17 protein-coding genes are annotated in these 18,523 nt (G+C 61.2%); 2 read left to right on the forward strand and 15 right to left on the reverse strand.

Going from position 1 to position 18,523, the window contains the following annotated elements:
* Nucleotides 1-33 precede the first annotated feature (33 nt).
* Together SULPSESMR1_RS09525 and SULPSESMR1_RS09530 are read left to right on the forward strand one after the other, a co-directional pair.
* On the forward strand, nt 34-1,824 hold the full coding sequence (locus tag SULPSESMR1_RS09525; protein WP_089420598.1) for an aminopeptidase P family protein: 1,791 nt from the start codon (nt 34-36) through the stop codon (nt 1,822-1,824).
* A 63-nt stretch (nt 1,825-1,887) separates the two neighbouring features.
* Complete coding sequence (locus SULPSESMR1_RS09530; RefSeq protein ID WP_089420599.1) at nt 1,888-2,232, forward strand: DUF427 domain-containing protein; 345 nt, start codon at nt 1,888-1,890, stop codon at nt 2,230-2,232.
* 23 nt (nt 2,233-2,255) lie between these two features.
* On the opposite strand, the gene SULPSESMR1_RS09535 is transcribed toward SULPSESMR1_RS09530, so the two are convergent.
* The 15 genes from SULPSESMR1_RS09535 to ftsW form a co-directional block, all read right to left on the reverse strand.
* Nucleotides 2,256-3,944 (reverse strand): chloride channel protein, encoded by a 1,689-nt coding sequence (locus SULPSESMR1_RS09535; protein WP_089420600.1) that lies wholly within the window; start codon nt 3,942-3,944, stop codon nt 2,256-2,258.
* Nucleotides 3,945-4,035: 91 nt separating this feature from the next.
* Nucleotides 4,036-5,685, reverse strand: a complete 1,650-nt coding sequence (gene recN, locus SULPSESMR1_RS09540; RefSeq protein ID WP_089420601.1) for a DNA repair protein RecN — start codon at nt 5,683-5,685, stop codon at nt 4,036-4,038.
* A 36-nt stretch (nt 5,686-5,721) separates the two neighbouring features.
* The gene (locus tag SULPSESMR1_RS09545; protein ID WP_089420602.1) at nt 5,722-6,591 is read right to left on the reverse strand and encodes an outer membrane protein assembly factor BamD; all 870 of its coding nucleotides are present in this window, start codon (nt 6,589-6,591) and stop codon (nt 5,722-5,724) included.
* 136 nt (nt 6,592-6,727) lie between these two features.
* The gene (gene lpxC, locus SULPSESMR1_RS09550; protein ID WP_089420603.1) at nt 6,728-7,651 is read right to left on the reverse strand and encodes a UDP-3-O-acyl-N-acetylglucosamine deacetylase; all 924 of its coding nucleotides are present in this window, start codon (nt 7,649-7,651) and stop codon (nt 6,728-6,730) included.
* Nucleotides 7,652-7,846: 195 nt separating this feature from the next.
* Complete coding sequence (gene ftsZ / locus SULPSESMR1_RS09555; RefSeq protein ID WP_089420604.1) at nt 7,847-9,487, reverse strand: cell division protein FtsZ; 1,641 nt, start codon at nt 9,485-9,487, stop codon at nt 7,847-7,849.
* A 413-nt stretch (nt 9,488-9,900) separates the two neighbouring features.
* Nucleotides 9,901-11,235: a cell division protein FtsA gene (gene ftsA, locus SULPSESMR1_RS09560; protein WP_198362880.1), complete on the reverse strand. Its 1,335-nt coding sequence runs from the start codon at nt 11,233-11,235 to the stop codon at nt 9,901-9,903.
* 4 nt (nt 11,236-11,239) lie between these two features.
* Nucleotides 11,240-12,124 (reverse strand): cell division protein FtsQ/DivIB, encoded by an 885-nt coding sequence (locus SULPSESMR1_RS09565; protein ID WP_089420605.1) that lies wholly within the window; start codon nt 12,122-12,124, stop codon nt 11,240-11,242.
* A complete protein-coding gene (locus tag SULPSESMR1_RS09570; protein ID WP_089420606.1) occupies nt 12,112-13,032 on the reverse strand; it encodes a D-alanine--D-alanine ligase in 921 nt (306 codons plus the stop codon). The genes SULPSESMR1_RS09565 and SULPSESMR1_RS09570 overlap by 13 nt, the downstream gene beginning before the upstream one ends.
* Before the next feature lie 80 nt (nt 13,033-13,112).
* Nucleotides 13,113-14,072 (reverse strand): UDP-N-acetylmuramate dehydrogenase, encoded by a 960-nt coding sequence (gene murB, locus SULPSESMR1_RS09575; protein ID WP_089420607.1) that lies wholly within the window; start codon nt 14,070-14,072, stop codon nt 13,113-13,115.
* 1 nt (nt 14,073) lies between these two features.
* The gene (locus SULPSESMR1_RS09580; protein ID WP_089420608.1) at nt 14,074-14,340 is read right to left on the reverse strand and encodes a hypothetical protein; all 267 of its coding nucleotides are present in this window, start codon (nt 14,338-14,340) and stop codon (nt 14,074-14,076) included.
* Nucleotides 14,337-14,588 carry a DUF2484 family protein gene (locus tag SULPSESMR1_RS09585; RefSeq protein WP_089420609.1) on the reverse strand — a complete coding sequence of 84 codons (252 nt, stop codon included), beginning with the start codon at nt 14,586-14,588 and terminating at the stop codon, nt 14,337-14,339. The genes SULPSESMR1_RS09580 and SULPSESMR1_RS09585 overlap by 4 nt, the downstream gene beginning before the upstream one ends.
* Nucleotides 14,585-14,839 carry a DUF2484 family protein gene (locus SULPSESMR1_RS09590; RefSeq protein WP_089420610.1) on the reverse strand — a complete coding sequence of 85 codons (255 nt, stop codon included), beginning with the start codon at nt 14,837-14,839 and terminating at the stop codon, nt 14,585-14,587. The genes SULPSESMR1_RS09585 and SULPSESMR1_RS09590 overlap by 4 nt, the downstream gene beginning before the upstream one ends.
* Complete coding sequence (gene murC / locus SULPSESMR1_RS09595) at nt 14,836-16,242, reverse strand: UDP-N-acetylmuramate--L-alanine ligase (protein ID WP_089420611.1); 1,407 nt, start codon at nt 16,240-16,242, stop codon at nt 14,836-14,838. The genes SULPSESMR1_RS09590 and murC overlap by 4 nt, the downstream gene beginning before the upstream one ends.
* Nucleotides 16,239-17,339, reverse strand: coding sequence for an undecaprenyldiphospho-muramoylpentapeptide beta-N-acetylglucosaminyltransferase (gene murG / locus SULPSESMR1_RS09600; RefSeq protein ID WP_089420612.1), 1,101 nt, complete (start codon nt 17,337-17,339; stop codon nt 16,239-16,241). The genes murC and murG overlap by 4 nt, the downstream gene beginning before the upstream one ends.
* Nucleotides 17,336-18,505 (reverse strand): putative lipid II flippase FtsW, encoded by a 1,170-nt coding sequence (ftsW, locus tag SULPSESMR1_RS09605; protein WP_089420613.1) that lies wholly within the window; start codon nt 18,503-18,505, stop codon nt 17,336-17,338. The genes murG and ftsW overlap by 4 nt, the downstream gene beginning before the upstream one ends.
* Nucleotides 18,506-18,523 lie beyond the last annotated feature (18 nt).

The raw sequence follows: 18,523 nt of genomic DNA on the forward strand, positions 1-18,523 counted from the left end.
GTTTACCTAAATAAATGAAGAGGATACAGGCCCATGTACCAGTCGTTCGAAGTGACCGCACGCCCGGAGCAAGGCCCCCCTCGACTGAAAGCGCTGCGCGCTGAACTGGCCGCACAGGGTCTTGACGGTTTTCTGGTCCCTCGCGCCGATGTGCATCAGGGCGAATATGTCTCGCCGCGCGACGAACGGCTGGTGTGGTTGACAGGTTTCACCGGCTCCGCAGGCTTTTGCGCCGTGCTGCACGACGTGGCGGGCGTGTTCATCGACGGGCGCTATCGCACCCAGATCAAGACACAGGTGGCCGATGTCTATACGCCCGTGCCTTGGCCCGAAACCGGTCTGGCCGACTGGCTGATCGAACAGATGCCAGCGGGCGGTGTGATCGGGTTTGATCCGTGGTTGCACACCGCAGGCCAGATCGAACAGCTGACCGAAGCGTTGACAGGCACTGGCATCACGCTCAAACCGACCGACAACATGGTCGACGCGATATGGGACGACCAGCCCGCCCCTGCGATGGCTCCCGCCAAAGTACATCCGTTGGAGTTTGCGGGCGAAAGCCACGAAGCCAAACGCGCACGACTGGGAACAGAGCTGTCTCGTGCCGGTCAGACTGCTGCCATCATAACCCTGCCCGACAGCCTGTGCTGGCTGCTGAACATCCGCGGTGCCGACATTCACTGCAACCCCGTGGCCCAAGGCCTTGCAATTCTGCACGCGGATGCGCGGGTTGATCTGTTCATGGCTGACGCGAAACTGAACGAAGTGCGCGACCATTTGGGCCCTGACGTCACTGCCCGTGATCCCGATACCTTTCTAAACTATCTGTCAGGGCTGACCGGCCCTGTGCGTATGGAAAAAACCTCGGTTCCGGCCATCGTCGCCGATACCGTGGGCAGCAATGGCACGTGGGGCGATGACCCCTGCGCCTTGCCCAAGGCTTGCAAAAACACCGCCGAGATCGAAGGCAGCGCCAGCGCCCACCTGCGTGATGGCGCGGCTGTGGTAGAATTGCTGGCATGGCTGGACGCGCAGGCCCCCGGCACGGTGACCGAAACGCAAGTTGTCACCAAGCTTGAAGCCTGCCGTCGCAGCGACAATGCCCTGCAAGACATCAGCTTTGACACCATTTCGGGCACCGGTCCGAATGGCGCAATCAACCATTACCACGTCAACGAGGCAACTGATCTGACGCTGAAAGAGGGGCATCTTCTGGTGCTGGACAGCGGTGGGCAGTATCTTGACGGCACCACCGACATCACCCGCACCATCCCCATTGGCAAGCCGGGCGCAGACGAATGCGCCGCCTTTACCCGCGTGCTGATGGGTATGATCGCCGTGTCGCGCCTGCGCTGGCCTGCAGGCCTTGCCGGTCGCGACATCGAGGCGATCGGCCGCGCGCCGCTGTGGTATGCCCATCAGGATTTCGATCACGGGCTGGGTCACGGCGTTGGCGCATATCTGTCGGTGCACGAAGGCCCGCAGCGTCTGTCGCGGGCCAGCCATGTGCCGCTGAAACCTGGCATGATCCTGTCGAACGAGCCGGGATATTACCGCGAGGGCGCCTTTGGCATCCGGCTGGAAAACCTGCTGGTGGTCGAACCTGCAACAGCGCCCGAAGGCGGCGACGCGCATCGGGCAATGCTGTCGTGGCGCACATTGACCTTTGTGCCCATCGACCGACGTCTGATCCTGCCCGAACAGATGGACACCCCCTCGCGCGACTGGCTAAATGCCTATCACGCCGAGGTTCTGGACAAAATCGGCCCACGGGTCAGCGCAGATACACTGGAATGGCTAAAGAACGCTACGGCATCTATCTGATGCGTAGCGGGAGTGTTACAAAACTGCTAGAGACTGCGCTGAGCGTTCCGAGGAGGACATATCATGGCCAATCACATCACAATCCGCCCTGCCCCCGGCAAATGGAGCGTGCGCGCCGGTGGTGCTGTCATCGGTGAAAGCGAAAACGCACTGGAACTGACCGAGGGCGACTATCCCTTCGTGATTTACTTTCCACGCGGTGACATCGCCACCGCATTTCTGGACGCATCGGAACAGACCAGCCATTGCCCCCACAAGGGCGACGCCAGCTATTATTCGGTTGTGACCAAATCCACCACGCTGGAAAATGTCGCATGGAGCTACGAAGACCCCAAGGCCGACGTAGCCGAGATCAAAGGCTATCTGGCCTTTTATGCCGGTGACGGTGTCACGGTCGAAAAAATCTGAACTGTCGATGCGCCACGGCGGCGTCAGGAGTGTTCTTCTGCCGCCGTCGCCGCCAGCGCGCGGTTGTAGGCGCGTAAGGCGTCGACATGGAACACCGCGCCCAACAGTTCCGGCGGCACGTCCTTACCCCCTAAAATCACCACCGGAATGAACGGCACCGAAGCGGTTTCGAACATCGGCATCGCGGCTTCCAGCGTGGCCGTGACATCCAGATAGGTGCCCTCGCCGATCATGGCCCAGCAGGCGTCGTCATCTGCCGCGCGCGGATCGTCCGGCTTGCGCATCACGCTCGTGACACGGAACATCGCCAGCAAATACGCTTGCGGTCCCGCCGCCAGATGTACCCCGCGCCGCTCAAGCTGCGTCAGGAAGAAACTGCGGTGCACCAGACGACTGGCCAATGCGGTGCTCAGTGACACCGATACCATAACGGCAAGACCGGTCTGCCAGTCGCCTGTCAGTTCGAACACGATCAACGTGGTAGAAATCGGCGCCCCCAGCACAGCGGCAGCCACCGCCCCCATGCCCGCCAGCGCATAAAGTGTGACCGACCCGGAAACATCGGGAAACACCGCCGTGGCAATCAGGCCAAAGGCCAGCCCCGTCAGCGCCCCCACCATCAGCGACGGCGAAAACACCCCGCCGCCCATGCGTCCGGCCATGGTGATCGCCACCGCGATCACCTTCAGCACCGCAAATACAATCACCTCGCGCAGCCCCAGAGAACCGGTCAGCGCCAGTGACGTCGTTTCGTATCCCACCCCGATGATATGCGGGAAAAAAACCGCAATGCCGCCCAGCAGCGCACCCGCTACCGCAGGCCGCAACCAACGCGGCAAGCCGGTGCGGGTCTGCACCGCCGTGCCCACATCATCCGCCCAGAACACCGCGCGCATCAGCACCACGGCCACCAGCCCGCTGACCAGACCCAGCATCAGATAGGCAGGCAGTTCCACATAGAACTGCAACATCTCGGGCTGGGACAGGCGGAATTCGGTCACGCCGCCAAATTCCAACCGGTTGATCACCGTGCCCGCCACCGAGGCGATCACGATAGGTGCAAAGGCATGAACCGCAAAGTGGCGCAACACCACTTCAAGCGCGAACAACGCTCCCGCAATCGGTGCGTTGAAACTGGCAGATACTGCGGCGGCCACGGCGCAACCCAGCAGATCGCGCCCCGTCACCCCGTCGGCCTTGATCAACCGGCAGACCTTGGTCGAAATCACCGCAGCCAAATGCACCACCGGACCTTCGCGGCCCGTCGATCCTCCCGACGACAGCGTGATAAACGACGCCACAGCCGAGGCAAGTCCGGCGCGCGTCTCGACCTTGCCATTGTGCATTGCGGCCCCCTCGATCACCTCGGCCACGCTGCGCGCGCGCCCGTCGCGGGTGAACAGATGCAGGATCACGCCCACAACCAGCCCGCCAAAAATCGGGATCATCAACACCCAGTACCACGGCAAGCTTTGCGCGAAACTGTGCAAGTGCTGCACATCGTCTGTTCCATATAGAAAGGACTGCAAGCTGGTGATGCCCTTGCGGAAAAACAGTGCGGCAAAGCCAGCGCCGATGCCGATCACCAAGGCGATGAACCAGAATTGAATCTGAGATGGCCCGCGTTGCCGAACCACCCGAAAGCCGTCACGGCAGGCGGTGATCGCCTGTCCGTAAGACTGTGCAAGGATCGACTGTTTCGGGGTGCTCATGGCCTGCCATTTTCCGCTCCCCTATCTCTAGGTCAAGCACTGCAAAACCAAAAGCCCTGCTTTCCGGTTCTCTGGTTCAAAAATCCCGGGCTCAGCCGTCCAGCAGTGCCTCGGCCGCAGCGCGCGCTGCATCGGTCACCTGATCGCCCGCCAGCATCCGCGCCACTTCGTCCACCCGCGCAGGCGCATCAAGCGGGGTCACCCGCGACGTGGTCATGCCCTTGTTGACCGATTTCGAGACCTGCCAGTGATGCGCACCCAAGGCCGCGACCTGCGGCGAATGGGTCACGACCAGAACCTGCCCGCCCTCGGCCAGTGCCTTTAGACGGCGGCCAACGGCATCAGCGGTCGCCCCGCCAACACCACGGTCGATCTCGTCAAAAATCATCGTCAGACCCGCCTGCCCACCTGCCAGACAAACCTTGAGCGCCAGCAGGAACCGGCTAAGCTCCCCCCCTGACGCAATCTTGTTCAGCGGTCCCGCAGGGGCGCCGGGGTTGGTGGCGACGGTGAACGCCACCGCGTCGCGGCCTTCGGGGCCTGCGGTCTCGTCGGTGATGCGGGTTTCAAACACGGCGCGGTCCATTTTCAACGGAGCCAGTTCGGCGCTGACAGCCTTGTCCAGCTTGCCCGCCGCTTTTGTGCGGGCCTGTGACAGATCGGCGGCGGCGGTGTCATAGGTGGCCTCGGCCTCGGTCAATGCCTCGCGCAGATCGGCTAGATCGGCATCACCTGCGTCCAGTGCGGACAGTTTTTCGCGCAGGCTGTCTGCGAATACGGCCAGATCGTCGGCCGCCACGTCATGCTTGCGGGCCAGTGCGCGAATGGCAAACAGGCGCTCTTCGGCCTCTTCCAGTTCGATCGGGTTGAACGACAGACCGTCAATCGCCGCGACAATGCCACTTTGCGCCTCGTCCAGTTCGACCATCGCCCGCCCCAGCGCGGTGATTGCACTGTCAAGCGTTCCCTCGGCCTTGTCGACCGCCCCTTCAAGCCAGCGCAGCGCGTTGTTCATTGCGCCCTCTGCCCCGTCGTAGCCCAGAATTTCATAGGCTTTGACCACATCCGAGCGGATACGCTCTGCGGCTTGCATCAGACGGCGGCGCGTATCCAGTTGCGCCTCTTCTCCCGGCTCAGGGGCAAGCTGGTCCAACTCGCCCACGGCGTGACGCAGGAATTCTTCCTCGGCACGGATCGCCTCCATCGCGGTTTCGGCCTTGTCCAGCGCCTTGCGGGCTTTGCCGACCGCAGCCCATGCTGTGCGCACAGCTGCCTTACGCGGTCCCAGGTTGCCGAATTCATCCAGAATATCGCGATGCCCGCGCGGGTTCAGCAGGCCGCGATCATCATGCTGGCCGTGCAATTCCACCAGCGTATCCGACAAGGCGCGCAGCACTTCGCCCGAACAACGGCGGTCGTTGACCCATGCAGTTTTGCGTCCGTCAGCGGTGTTGATGCGACGCAGGATCAGCTCGTCACTGTTGGGCAATCCGGCCTCTTGCAGCACAGCGTGGGCCGGATGGCCGTCGGGCAGATCGAACCACGCTGTGACCTCACCCTGTGCCGCCCCTTGGCGGACCAGATCGGCACGCCCCCGCCATCCTAGAACAAAACCAAGCGAATCCAGCAAGATGGACTTGCCCGCGCCGGTTTCACCCGTCAGCACGTTCAAACCCGGCTGAAACGCAAGTTCCAGCCGGTCGATGATCAGCATGTCCGAGATATCAAGACCGCGCAGCATGTCAGTTGCCTGTCGAGTGAATGCAATCGTTGAGGATTACAACCACCGCCCCTGGATCATCTGACGATAGATCTGGCTCAGCCAATTGTCGCCCGCCGATTCCAGCTCAAGCCCGCGACCGGTCAGCAGCTTGTAGCTGTCCTCGTACCATTCGGTCGATCGGAAGTTATAGCCCAGAATGGCGCCAGCAGTTTGCGCCTCTTGGGTCAGACCCAATGACAGATAACCCTCGACCAGCCGGTGCAACGCTTCGGCGGTGTGCGATGTGGTCTGGAAATCCTCGACCACCACGCGGAAACGGTTGATCGATGCCGCGTAGTTGCCGCGCTTCAGGTAATAGCGCCCGATCTCCATTTCCTTGCCGGCAAGGTGGTCAAACGCCAGATCGAATTTGAGAATCGCGGATTTGGCATATTCGCTGTCGGGATAGCGTTCGATCACCTGACGCAGCGATTGCAGTGCCTGAAAGGTCAGCCCCTGATCGCGACCGACCTCGTCGATCTGGTCGTAATAGCTGAGCGCCAGCAGATACTGCGCATAGGCCGCATCGTCGTCATCGGGGTAAAAATCGATGAACCGCTGCGAGGCCGAGCGCGAGTTTTCATAGTCCTTGTCCCGATGATAGGAAAAGGCCTGCATGATCAAGGCACGCTTGGCCCATTCGGAATAGGGATAAAGACGTTCAATTTCAGCGAAGTAGAAGGCAGCCTGATCGGGCTTCTTGCGCTCAAGCTCGTATTCGCCCCGCTCGAAAATCTGCTGGGCCGAATAGGTTTCAAGCGGAATTTCTTCCTGACTAAAGATGCCACCCGTAGTTGGGCGATCACTGCCGTTGCCGCAGGCGCTCAACGCTGTTGCCAACACAAGAGCACACACTACCCCGGTTCGGGTCCCGCCGCTGGTCATGCCTTGCCATCCTCATCACTGTCGATCGTCTGCTGTGCAGACTGAATTACATTGTCTCTAGCACAGAAAATTCCGGTGCAAAACGCCACAATGCACTGTTCCTGAAACTGAATGATTGATGACACGTTGTACGCGCTTAGGCAACTTGGGGGATTTCGTCCCAAACAAGGCCGTAGCCCGGCAGGCGGCGCGCTTGTTTGGTATCGCACACCACCATGCGCACGGCATCCGGCGTCGCAAAAAGCTTGCGCAACAGCGTGTTGGTCAACGAGTGACCGGCGCGCACGCCGATATAGTGGCCGATCAGCGGTGCACCGGCCAAGGCCAGATCCCCCAGCGCGTCCAGCATTTTGTGGCGCACGGGTTCGTCGCGGTGACGCAGACCACCGGGGCTTAGAACGCGGTCACCGTCGAAAACCACAGCGTTTGTGCCCGGGTTGCCCCCCAGCGCCAGACCATTGGCCTGCATCGCGTCCACATCCGCCTGACGGCAAAAGGTGCGGCTGTCGCAAAGTTCGCGGGCGAAGCTGCCATTGTTCATGACCAGCGATTTTTTCTGATGACCAATGGCCGCGTCGGTGAAATCAATCTCGAAATCAATGCGCAGCGTGTCCGAAGGACGCAGCGTCGCGCTGGCCTGACCATCGGTCACGGTGACTTCGCGCAGCACTTCGAACGCGCGCACCGGCGCATCCAGCGCCCGCAGGCCGCGTTGCATGATGCCGCGCACAAAAGGGGCAGCCGAACCATCAAGGATCGGAACTTCGGGTCCGTCAATTTCCACCAAAGCGTTGTGTACGCCACAGCCCGCCAGTGCCGCCATCACGTGTTCCACGGTGGACACGGTGGTGCCCGATGCGTTTTCCAGCTTGGTGCACAGGGGCGAGCGGTTGACCGCATCCCAACGGGCGGGAACCAGCGCATCGCCCTGATGAACGTCACGGCGCGCAAACCAGATCCCGTGTTCGGCCATCGCGGGCCGAATGGTCAGCTTTGCAGGGCGCCCGGAATGCAAGCCGGTGCCAACGAAGCTGATCGGAGATTTGATTGTTGTTTGCACGTCAGGGTGTCCTTGGCCGTTAGCGGTGTATCTTAGTTAGAGGGCGGGGGCCTGTCGCTCAACTCAATCTTTGTAACGTAATGAAACATCCCAAAACAGGGTCGGCAATAAGGCGCTTGCCTCAATTTAACCTCCTGTTATCTAATGAAAAAGGGCCGCCAGAAGGCGACCCTTATCGTTACAAATGACCTAGCGTCAATTGGCTTGGCGACGCAGGAAAGCAGGGATCTCGATGCGTTCCTGATCAGGATCATGTGCCTCGACCGGTTGCGGTGCGGGGCTGGCCGAGCGGCCCGATTGCACGGGCGGTTGCTGGCGCGCAGGCTGCTGTTGCGCAGGACGTTCGGCTTGCTGGCCTTCGCCGTGACCGGTCATGCGGTTGATCAGCGTATTGATGCCAAAGCGCGGACGCTCAGGCTGGGCTGTTGCCGCAGGGGCCTGACGCGGGGTCGCCGCAGGGGCAGCCCGTTGTGCCGCAGCGCGCAAACGCGCCAGTGCTTCGGGCGACGGCGTGCCGGGGGCCGGCGCGCGCGGTGCGACGAATGTTTCGGGCTCGGCGTTCAGCGTGTCGTGTTGATGCGGCTCGAATGCGGCCACTTGCGGCTGATAGGCGGGCGGCGGCAGTTCGTCACTGTCGTCTTCGGCAAAGATATCCTCGGCCATGTCTTCGGCAGCAGCCTGCTCGGCGTTCATGTCTTCGAACAATGTCGGCTCTTGATAGGACGTATGAGCCGCAACATGCTCTTCTTCATAAACGTCTTCGACCGGCGCGGGTGCTGCAGCCACTGCGGGCGCTTCTTCCTGCGTGACCTGCGGCTTCAGCGGGGCCGACATCTTGCGACGTGGCACCGGCATTTCGGTGTTCACTTCGACGGCATCGATGCCTGTGGCAACAACGCTGACACGCATCATGCCACCCATATCGGTGTCCAGCGTCGAGCCGACGATAATATTCGCCTCGGGGTCCACTTCCTCGCGGATGCGGTTGGCCGCTTCGTCCAGTTCGAACAGGGTCAGGTCGTGGCCGCCGGTGATGTTGATCAGAACACCCTTGGCGCCGCGCAGGCTGATTTCGTCCAGCAGCGGGTTGGCAATTGCCTTTTCCGCCGCCTGGATGGCGCGATCTTCGCCTTCGGCCTCGCCTGTGCCCATCATCGCCTTGCCCATTTCGTCCATCACGGCACGCACATCGGCAAAGTCGAGGTTGATCAGGCCCGGACGGACCATAAGGTCGGTCACGCCCTTAACGCCTTGATACAGAACATCATCTGCCATCGAGAACGCTTCGGTGAATGTGGTTTTCTCGTTCGCCAACCGGAACAGGTTCTGGTTGGGAATGATGATCAGCGTATCGACAACCTTTTGCAGCGCCTCGACGCCGTCTTCGGCCTGACGCATCCGCTTGGCCCCTTCAAACTGAAAGGGCTTGGTCACAACGCCAACGGTCAGAACACCCAGTTCGCGGGCGGCCTGTGCAATAATCGGGGCTGCACCGGTGCCGGTGCCGCCACCCATACCTGCGGTGATAAAGCACATGTGTGCCCCCGCAAGGTGATCAACGATCTGTTCAATGCTTTCCTCGGCAGCCGCAGCGCCGACAGATGCACGCGCACCGGCGCCCAATCCTTCGGTCACCTTGATGCCCAGCTGGACGCGGTTTGCTGCGGCAGACTGCTGCAACGCTTGTGCGTCGGTGTTGGCCACAACGAAATCGACGCCGTCCAACTCTTTCTCGATCATGTTATTGACAGCATTACCACCGGCACCACCGACCCCGAACACGGTGATCCGTGGTTTCAGTTCGTCCTGCCCCGGCAATGAGAGGTTCAATGTCATCACTAATCCGCCTGTTTTGTGTGTTCCGGCCCGCATTCGCGGTGTTTTTCGTCCCAAATCTTGCTTTATCCTAAAGACTGAAGCCACGCACGTCACGTCAAAACTGGGCTACAACCCCAAAATGTTGATGTTTTTTCTGAAATAACGCGGGATTTCGCCGATCACACCGTATGATGTGGGCAAAGCAATGGCGCACCCTGCACCTAGAGGCCGCAGGCATACAAAACGCAAGCCCGTTTTGAGGGCGCCCAAAAGCCAAGGGGCGCAGTTCGATATGTCTGTTTGGCTGACTGCTCAATCTGCCGTGGGCCTCTTCGGGCCTTGACGAAATACTACATCAGGCCGCCTGCCCGCGCCAGTCCATTCCTGCGTCCATAGGCAAAAAATGACCGGTACGGGCGGTACGCCCTGCCCTACCAGTTGTCGCGGAACCAACGCACTGCTCGGCGCAGCGAACGGGCGGGATAGCGGTCTGCGGGAATATCAAAATCCCACCATTCGTCCTGCGGGTGGGCGGCAAACAGCGCCAGCCCCACAGCCGAAGCAAAGCCCGGGCCAGTCGCGGCCTGCGGCAGCCCGTGTACGCGCAACGGACGGCCCAGACGCACCTGCTGGCCCAGAATTTTCGAGGCCAGCCCGTCAAGGCCGGGGATCTGGCTGCCGCCACCGGTCAGCACGATCTGCTGGCTTGGCAGGTGGTCAAAACCCGCCGCGTCCAGACGCGCGCGCACCTCTTCCAGAATTTCCTCGACCCGTGGCCGCATGATGCCGATCAGTTCGGCACGGCTGGCGGTGCGGCGGTCGTGTTCGTAATCACCGGTGTCACCGCCGATCTCGATCATCTCGCGGTCGTCCATGCCGGTGGCATGTACCCCGCCATAAAACGTCTTGATCCGCTCTGCATTGGCCATCGGCACTTGCAGCCCCATCGAAATATCCGATGTAACGTGATCGCCGCCCATACGCACGGCATCGGCATAGATCATGTGTTTCTTGATAAAGATCGACACGCCCGTGGTGCCGCCGCCCAGATCGATACAGGCAGCACCCAGTTCCTGTTCATCCTCGACCAGCGCCGAAATGCCAGAGACATAGGCCGACGAGGCAACGCCCGCCAGCTCCAGATCGCAACGTTTGATGCAATGTGCCAAATGCTGCACCGCTGCGGCATCGACCGTCAGCATGTGCATGTCCACCGACAGCGTATTGCCCAACTGGCCGCGCGGGTCCGACAGGCCCGAGCGGTGGTCCAGCGCAAAGTTCACCGGCTGCGCGTGCAGCACTTCGCGGTCGTCGCCATAATCCGGCACATCGCAACGCGCCAGCACGCGGGCCACATCCTGTTCACTGACCAGATCGCCGTCCATTTCCAGTTGCGCGTCCAGCCCATAGCTGCGCGGCTCGGCTCCGGCAAAGCAGGCAATCACGTGGTCAACGCGGATACCGGCCATCTTTTGCGCGGCTTGCAGGGCGGTGCGAATGGCGCGCTCGGTCTCGCCCATCGCGCAGATCTCGCCAAAGCGGACCCCGCGCGACCGTGTCGTCGCGGCACCGATGACACGGAACCCCGATTGACCCGCAAGCGATCCAATCTCGCCGCCTTCGTCCAGCTTGGCCGAACCGTCAAAGCGCAGAACAAGGCAGGCGATCTTGGACGATCCCACGTCCAGAATGGCCACCACGCCGCGTTGCATCGCCATTTTGCGCATGTTGCGCATGCTGCGCTGGCTGTCATAGAGGTCATTCATCATATCACTGCCTGTCCATCTCGATTTGCCGGATACGCCACAATTCTTGTGTTGCGGCTTCGTTCATTTTTAATGTGGGACGCTGCGCAAGACGCATGTCCACCCGTGCGACATCGCGCGACAACACGTCTTGGGCGTTTTCCAATGCGATCACCCGCTCCAGCGCCCGTACGGCACCGTATTCCGGCAAAAGCACCCGTTGGTCGCGGTCCAGAACCAGATCCCAACGGCGCAGACCCACGCGCACGACACCGCGCAGACGGTTGCCCAACGGGCTTGCGGCCTCAATCAGGCTCAGCGCTTCGGTCACGGCCTTGTCGGCACCCTCACCGGCCACCAGCGGCAGATCGGGGCGCAGGTCGCGGCGGGCAATGCCCGCAACATGGGCGCCGGTTTCGTCAATCAGGGTCAGCCCGTCGGACTGGCGCCAGACAGCAACCGGAATGCGCGGCGTCACTTCGATGTGCAGGATACCACCCGGACGGATGCGTACGCTGGCTTCCTTGACCGGATCCAACTCCGTAACGGTGTGGCGGATGTGTTCCAGATCCAGATCGAATGAGGACGCGGGGAAATCCAGCGGCAAAATTTCGCGGATGTCTTCGGCGGTTTCGGTGCTGGCGCCGTCGATGGCCATAACCTGCACCATGAACTCGGGGCGCTCTTCAATCGCGCGGCGGGCTTCGGCCACAGTATCCAGAATCGACTGGCGCCGCGCGTCGTCCGACAGATAGATCGCGCCCGCAGCGACTGCGAGGGTAAACGGCACGCCAAAGCGCAGGCCAAAGCGAAAGCCCGGCGTCAGCATCAGACGTTGCAAACGCCATGCCCAACGCGAAGGCGCGGGATCGGCCTTGGGTGTTTTGTTGCGACGGATCAGCGATTGCATGACGCGTCCTCCACCATCCAGCGGCAAAGTTTGCCAAAGGACATGCCGGTTTTTTCTGCCTGTTCGGGCGACAGCGACGTGGGCGTCATACCCGGCTGGGTGTTGGTTTCCAACAGGATCAATCCGGCGGCACCGCGTGCTTCGTCCCAACGGAAATCGGTGCGGCTGATGCCACGGCACCCCAACGCCTGATGGGCGCGCACGGCGTATTCCATACACAGATCGAAAATCTCTTGCGGTACATCGGCAGGCACCACATGCGTCGATCCGCCCGGCTTGTATTTGGCGTCATAGTCGTACCAGCCGGTTGTGATGATGTCGGTGACAGTCAGAGCGCGGTCGCCCATTACACTGGTTGTCAGCTCGCGTCCGGGCGCAAAGGTTTCAACCATCACCTCGGCGGGCATTGTGTCTTCCAGTTGCGGCGGGCCGTTGTTGTCCAGCCCCACCAGATAGACGCCGACGGACGACCCTTCGTTGTTGGGTTTGACCACATAGGGCGGCGACATGACGTGGCCTGCCATCACATCGGCCTTGGCACAGATCACGCTTTCGACGACGGGCAAACCGGCGGCGCGGAACACTTCCTTGCTGCGCTGCTTGTCCATCGCAAGGGCCGAAGCCAGCACGCCGGAATGTGAATAGGGCACGCCGATCCATTCCAGCAGCCCTTGCACACAACCGTCTTCGCCCCAGCGCCCGTGCAGGCAGTTGAGAACGGCATCGGGTTTGATGTCTTGTAAACGTGCAACAAGATCGGGGCCTGCATCGACCTCGACCACGTCAAATCCTTCATCCCGCAATGCGGCGGCGCAAGCGTGTCCACTTGAGAGCGAGACCTCGCGTTCAGCCGAGGGTCCGCCCAATAGTACCGCCACTTTCGGGGGTGTCCTGCTCGACTGACCCACCTTGGTGCCTCTGTATCCCGAGCCCTTTTGCGGACTCTTATCGTTATGACCTTTTGCGGCCTTGATCGTTTATTTGATCGTTATTTTGGTCTTTTCGTCATCAACTTAACTGGCAAATCCGGTCGCTGTTCGCCGATGCGCATAATTTCCCACTCTAGCGTGATACCGCTGGTTGCGTAAACCTCTTTTCGCACCTTTTCACCAAGGTTTTCAAGGTCGGCGGCAGTGGCATTGCCGGTGTTGATCATGAAATTGGAGTGCTTGGGGCTCATTTGCGCGCCGCCCAATGTGGCGCCACGCAGACCTGCGTCGTCAATGACCTTCCACGCCTTCAGGTCATGGACGTCATCCGCCTGCCCCGTCGATGAAAACCCCGCGGGGTTGCGAAAGGTCGATCCGGCGCTGCGGTCTTTGGTGGGCTGGGTCTCGTCCCGCTTTTGCAACTGCGCGGCCATGCGGGAGTGCAAGGCTGCCGGATCGTCCAATGGCGCGCGCAACGTCGCACTGACCAGCACCGAGCCCTCGGGCAAATCGCTTTGACGATAGCCGAAATTCATCTGGTCTGGCGTCAGCGTCACCACCTCGCCCGAGCGCAGAACCGCGCGCGCCGATTGGAACGCATCTGCCGTATAGCTGCCGTAGCAGCCCGCGTTCATCCGCACCGCCCCGCCGATACTGCCCGGAATGGTGCGCAAAAACGTCAGGTCAACACCCGCATCCGCCGCCTTGCGCGCCACATGCGCATCCAGCGCCGCGGCCCCCGCCGTGACGGTATCGCCCTCGACCGCAATGCCGTTAAATCCGCGCCCCAGCCGGATCACCACCGCCCGCAACCCGCCATCGCGCACAATCAGATTGCTGCCCACACCCATCGGGAACACCGCCACATCCGCAGGCAAGGCTGCCAGAAACTGCGCCAGATCATCCACGTCCGCAGGCTGGAACAGCCAGTCGGCAGGCCCGCCCACGCGCAGCCACGTCAGATCGCTCAGGTCGCGGTTGGGTGTCAGTTTGCCACGAACGGGCGGAAGATCGGTCATATCAGGCTCGGGTATTACGGGTCAGGAAACGGTGAATGATCCATCCCATACCAAAACAGGCGCATAGAAACAGGCCCAATGCCAGCAATGCCATCACAACCGTATTGGCATAGGGTGGCACGCCCAAAGCCAGCCACAACAAGCCCGCGGTAATGACCAGCGACAGCGGCACATAGTAAAGATACAGCCGGATATAACCGCGCAACCCCAGATACATCGCCACAGCGCCCAGTATCAACGGCGGAACAAAGGCCGAAACCGGGATCATTTCTCCAGCGTCCGGCTGCGCACCCAGCGGCCCAGATAGATCACCGGCCAGCGCAGGATCGACATGCCCGCAACCATCACCAGCAGGCCGATCCAGGGTCCGTGTTGTGCGGTGACATAGCCAAGGATCGGGATGCCAAAGGCGATCAGCACATAGGCCACGCGCCAGTGGTAGTCGCGGCTGGGGGTCATGGCGATCAGGTTTGCGGCCAATGCCCAAAGGCAGGCAAATATCAGGGAAAGTGTCATTCTTCAGGAAGCTCCGTTCGTTGCCCCCTCAGGCGTGCATAGAAATAACGCAGCGGATTGCGAAACATCGAAACAAAGGCAGCAAATGCCAGCAGGCCCGCCCACCACGCCACCTGAAGTCCGATCGTTACAATCAGAACCGGTGCCGCGATTAGCAGTGCAATGCCGGGAACGTATTGGCGGTGCATCGGCAACATGGCAACAGCAGCGGCGACAAAAACCCACGCCACACTGAGCCACAGCAGTGTCACGCCGCATCCTTTTGCAGCCGTTTCGGCAAGGCATTGGCCCATGTGCTGATCGTCCCTGCCCCAAGGCAGACAACCATATCACCCGGCCCTGCGTGCGCGCGCACCAGACGTTCCAGATCATCCTCGTCTAGCACGGCAAAGGCATGGCGATGCCCGCTGCGAACCAGCCCCGCAACCAGATCATCACGCGACGCCCCCGCAATGGGCTGTTCACCGGCGGCGTAAACCTCGGCGATGCCGACCACATCGGCGTCGTTGAAACAGGTGCAGAATTCGTCAAAGTGATGCGACAGCCGGGAATAGCGGTGCGGCTGGTGGATGGCGATTACGCGGCCTTCAGTGGCCTGACGGGCGGCACGCAGCACGGCGGCAATCTCGACCGGATGGTGACCATAGTCGTCAATGATGGTCACACCGTTCACTTCGCCCACGCGGGTAAAGCGGCGGTTAACGCCGCCAAAATTGGCCAGCGCCTTGCGGATTTCGGCGTTCTTCATGCCCAGATGGCGCGCCACGGCAATGGCCGACAGCGCGTTCGACACGTTGTGATCGCCGGGCATCGGCAGGGTGCAGCCTTCGATAATGGTATCTTCGGCACGCAGGACCACGTCGAAATGGGCCACGCCGTTCTTATAGGTCAGGTTGACCGCACGCACGTCGGCCTGCGCGTTGAACCCGTATGTGGTCACACGCCGGTCGGTCAGCTTGCCCACAAGGCTTTGCACGTCTGGATCATCGGTGCAGCACACGGCCAGCCCGTAAAACGGAATGTTGGACACAAAATCAAGAAACCCTTTGTGCAGGTTCTCTTCGGTGCCCCAATGTTCCATATGCTCGGGGTCGATGTTGGTGACGATGGCGATGGTTGCGGGCAGCCGGTTGAACGTACCGTCGCTCTCGTCCGCCTCGACGACCATCCATTCGCCCTCTCCTTTGCGGGCGTTGCTGCCATAGGCGTGGATGACGCCGCCGTTCACAACTGTCGGATCAAACTTGCCCTCGTCCAGCAGGGCGGCCACCATCGTTGTTGTCGTCGTCTTGCCATGCGTGCCCGCGATGGCAATGTTCGATTTCAACCGCATCAGTTCGGCCAGCATCTCGGCGCGACGCACCACAGGCAGACCGCGCGCGCGCGCAGCGTCCAGCTCGGCATTGCCCGGTTTGATCGCGGACGAGATGACGACCACCTGCGCGCCCTCGATGTTTTCGGCGCGCTGGCCCACAAAGATATGCGCGCCCAGCTCTTCCAGACGGTCGGTGATCTTGGATGTCTTCAAATCCGAGCCCTGCACCACATAGCCGTGGTTCAACAGCACTTCGGCGATGCCCGACATGCCAATGCCGCCGATGCCGACAAAATGGATTGGGCCGACGTCGCCGGGCAGTTTAGTGGCTGCGTTCATTGTTCTGTCTCTTTCCCAGCAAGCGTTTCGACCATCACGGCCAGTTCCAGTGCCGCTGCCGGTTTGGCATGGCCATGCGCGGCGGAGGCCATTTGCAATGCCCCGTTCGGATTGTCCAGAACCGCATAGATTTGTTCAGCCAAAGCGGCAGGGGTCAGCGCATCTTCGGGGATCAGGATCGCAGCCCCCGCATCCACCAGCCCGCGCGCATTGGCGGTTTGGTGATCGCCGGTGGCGGCCGCATAGGGGATCAGGATCGACGGGCGGCCAATCACACCGATGTCAGCCACAGACGACGCGCCAGAGCGCGAGATGACCAATTGCGCCTCGGTCATGCGGCGCGGCACATCGTCAAAAAAGGGCTGCACATCGGCGTTGATCCCCGCTTCAGCGTAATATTCGGAAACGCGCTCTTGGTCTTCTTCGCGGGCCTGATGGCTGACGCGGATGTTGCGCACCATCTCCATAGGCAATTGCGCAATTGCGGGCGGCACCACATCACTCAGGATGCGCGCACCCTGACTGCCACCGATCACCAGCAGTTCCATCGGATAGTCGCCGGGCACAATATAGCCCGCCTCGGCCCGCTCCAACACGGCGCGGCGCACGGGGTTGCCCACGTAATATCCTTCGATGCCATCGGGCAGTTCGGTGGGCCATGTGCCACAGGCCACTGCAAGAACACGTTTGGCAAAGATCTGGTTCACACGGCCCAGTACGCCGTTTTGTTCATGGATCATGCGCGGAATGCGCAGGGCCGTCGCCGCTGCCATCGCAGGGATCGACGGATAACCGCCAAAGCCGACAACAACGTCCGGCTTGTCGCGCAGCATCCTGACCACGGCAGCCACAATCCCGCCCGCAATGCGGAACGGCACCACCGCTTTGGCCAGCAGACCACCGCGCGCAAAGGTGGCGCTGCTGATCTGTTCGATCTGGGTGGAATGGGGAAACCCGCCCGTGTAACGCGCACCGCGCGCGTCAGTCGACAGTTTGACCCGCCAGCCCCGGCGCAACATTTCTTCGGCCAACGCCTGCGCGGGGAACATGTGCCCGCCCGTGCCGCCCGCCGCGATCATCAACAGCGGCTGTTTCATCGGCTGCGGCTCCGGCCCAGCAAATCACTGATCTCGCCTTGGGGGCGGGTGCGGGTAAACGCCAGCAACATCCCCAGTGCAATACCTGATGCAATCACGGACGAACCACCATAGCTGACAAACGGCAATGTCATGCCCTTGGCCGGCAGCAACCGCACGGCCACACCCATGTTGATCATCGCCTGCACACCAAAGGTACAGGCCAGCCCCGTGCCTGCCAGACGGATAAACGGGTCACGTTCACGCACCAGACGGAAAAGCGAGCGCACCACGACAACCGTGTAAAGCGCGATGATCACCAGCACGAGGATCAGCCCGTATTCTTCTGCGGCCACGGCAATGATAAAATCGGTGTGCGCATCGGGCAGCGACCATTTCACTTCGCCCTCGCCCACGCCAACGCCAAACAAACCGCCCTCGCGGATCGCGTTGGTAGCATATCCCAACTGCGTGGTCGGGTCGACATCAGGGCTTAGAAAGCCGTCGATCCGCCGCGCGAAATGTTCCGAGCTGGAGTAGGCGAGCGTGCCCGCCAACACGACCAGCCCCGCCATGCCCACCAGCAACAACATCGGCGCACCGGCGACAAAATACATCACACCCCAGCCGAACAGCACCAGACAGGCCTGACCAAAGTCGGGCTGCAACGCCAGCATAAAAACGATCATGATACACAGGATAAACGACCACATCCGCCCCGGAGGCCCGTTCAATTCTTGCCCTGCGGCCAGCATCCATGCGGCCACAACCACAAACCCCGGCTTGAGGAATTCAGAAGGTTGCAGGCTTGCAAAGCCCAGCGAATACCACCGCGTCGCCCCCTTGCCAAAATCGGTGCCGAAGAACGGCAGGAACAGCAGCGCCACAAAGGTCACCAGAAAGCCCAGAACCGCCAGTCGGCGCACCATCACCGGCGTCATCATCGACGTCAGCATCATCGCAATCAGCGCAAAGCAGCCGAAAAAGGCCTGTCGCTGTACATAGTGAAACGCTTGGAACCCGTTTTTGGCGGCCAGCGGCGGCGATGCGGCCAGCCCCAGCAGCAGGCCGATCGTGAACAGGATCAGAATGCACGACATCGACCACATGTCGATGGTCCGCCACCATTTCGGTAAAATCGGTTCGCCATCGCGTACCGGTGCTGCACCATACACCATTTCTGTCATGTCAAACCGCCTAGAACT

Origin of the sequence: Pseudosulfitobacter pseudonitzschiae (genome assembly GCF_002222635.1) — a bacterium.
GTDB lineage: Bacteria > Pseudomonadota > Alphaproteobacteria > Rhodobacterales > Rhodobacteraceae > Pseudosulfitobacter > Pseudosulfitobacter pseudonitzschiae_A.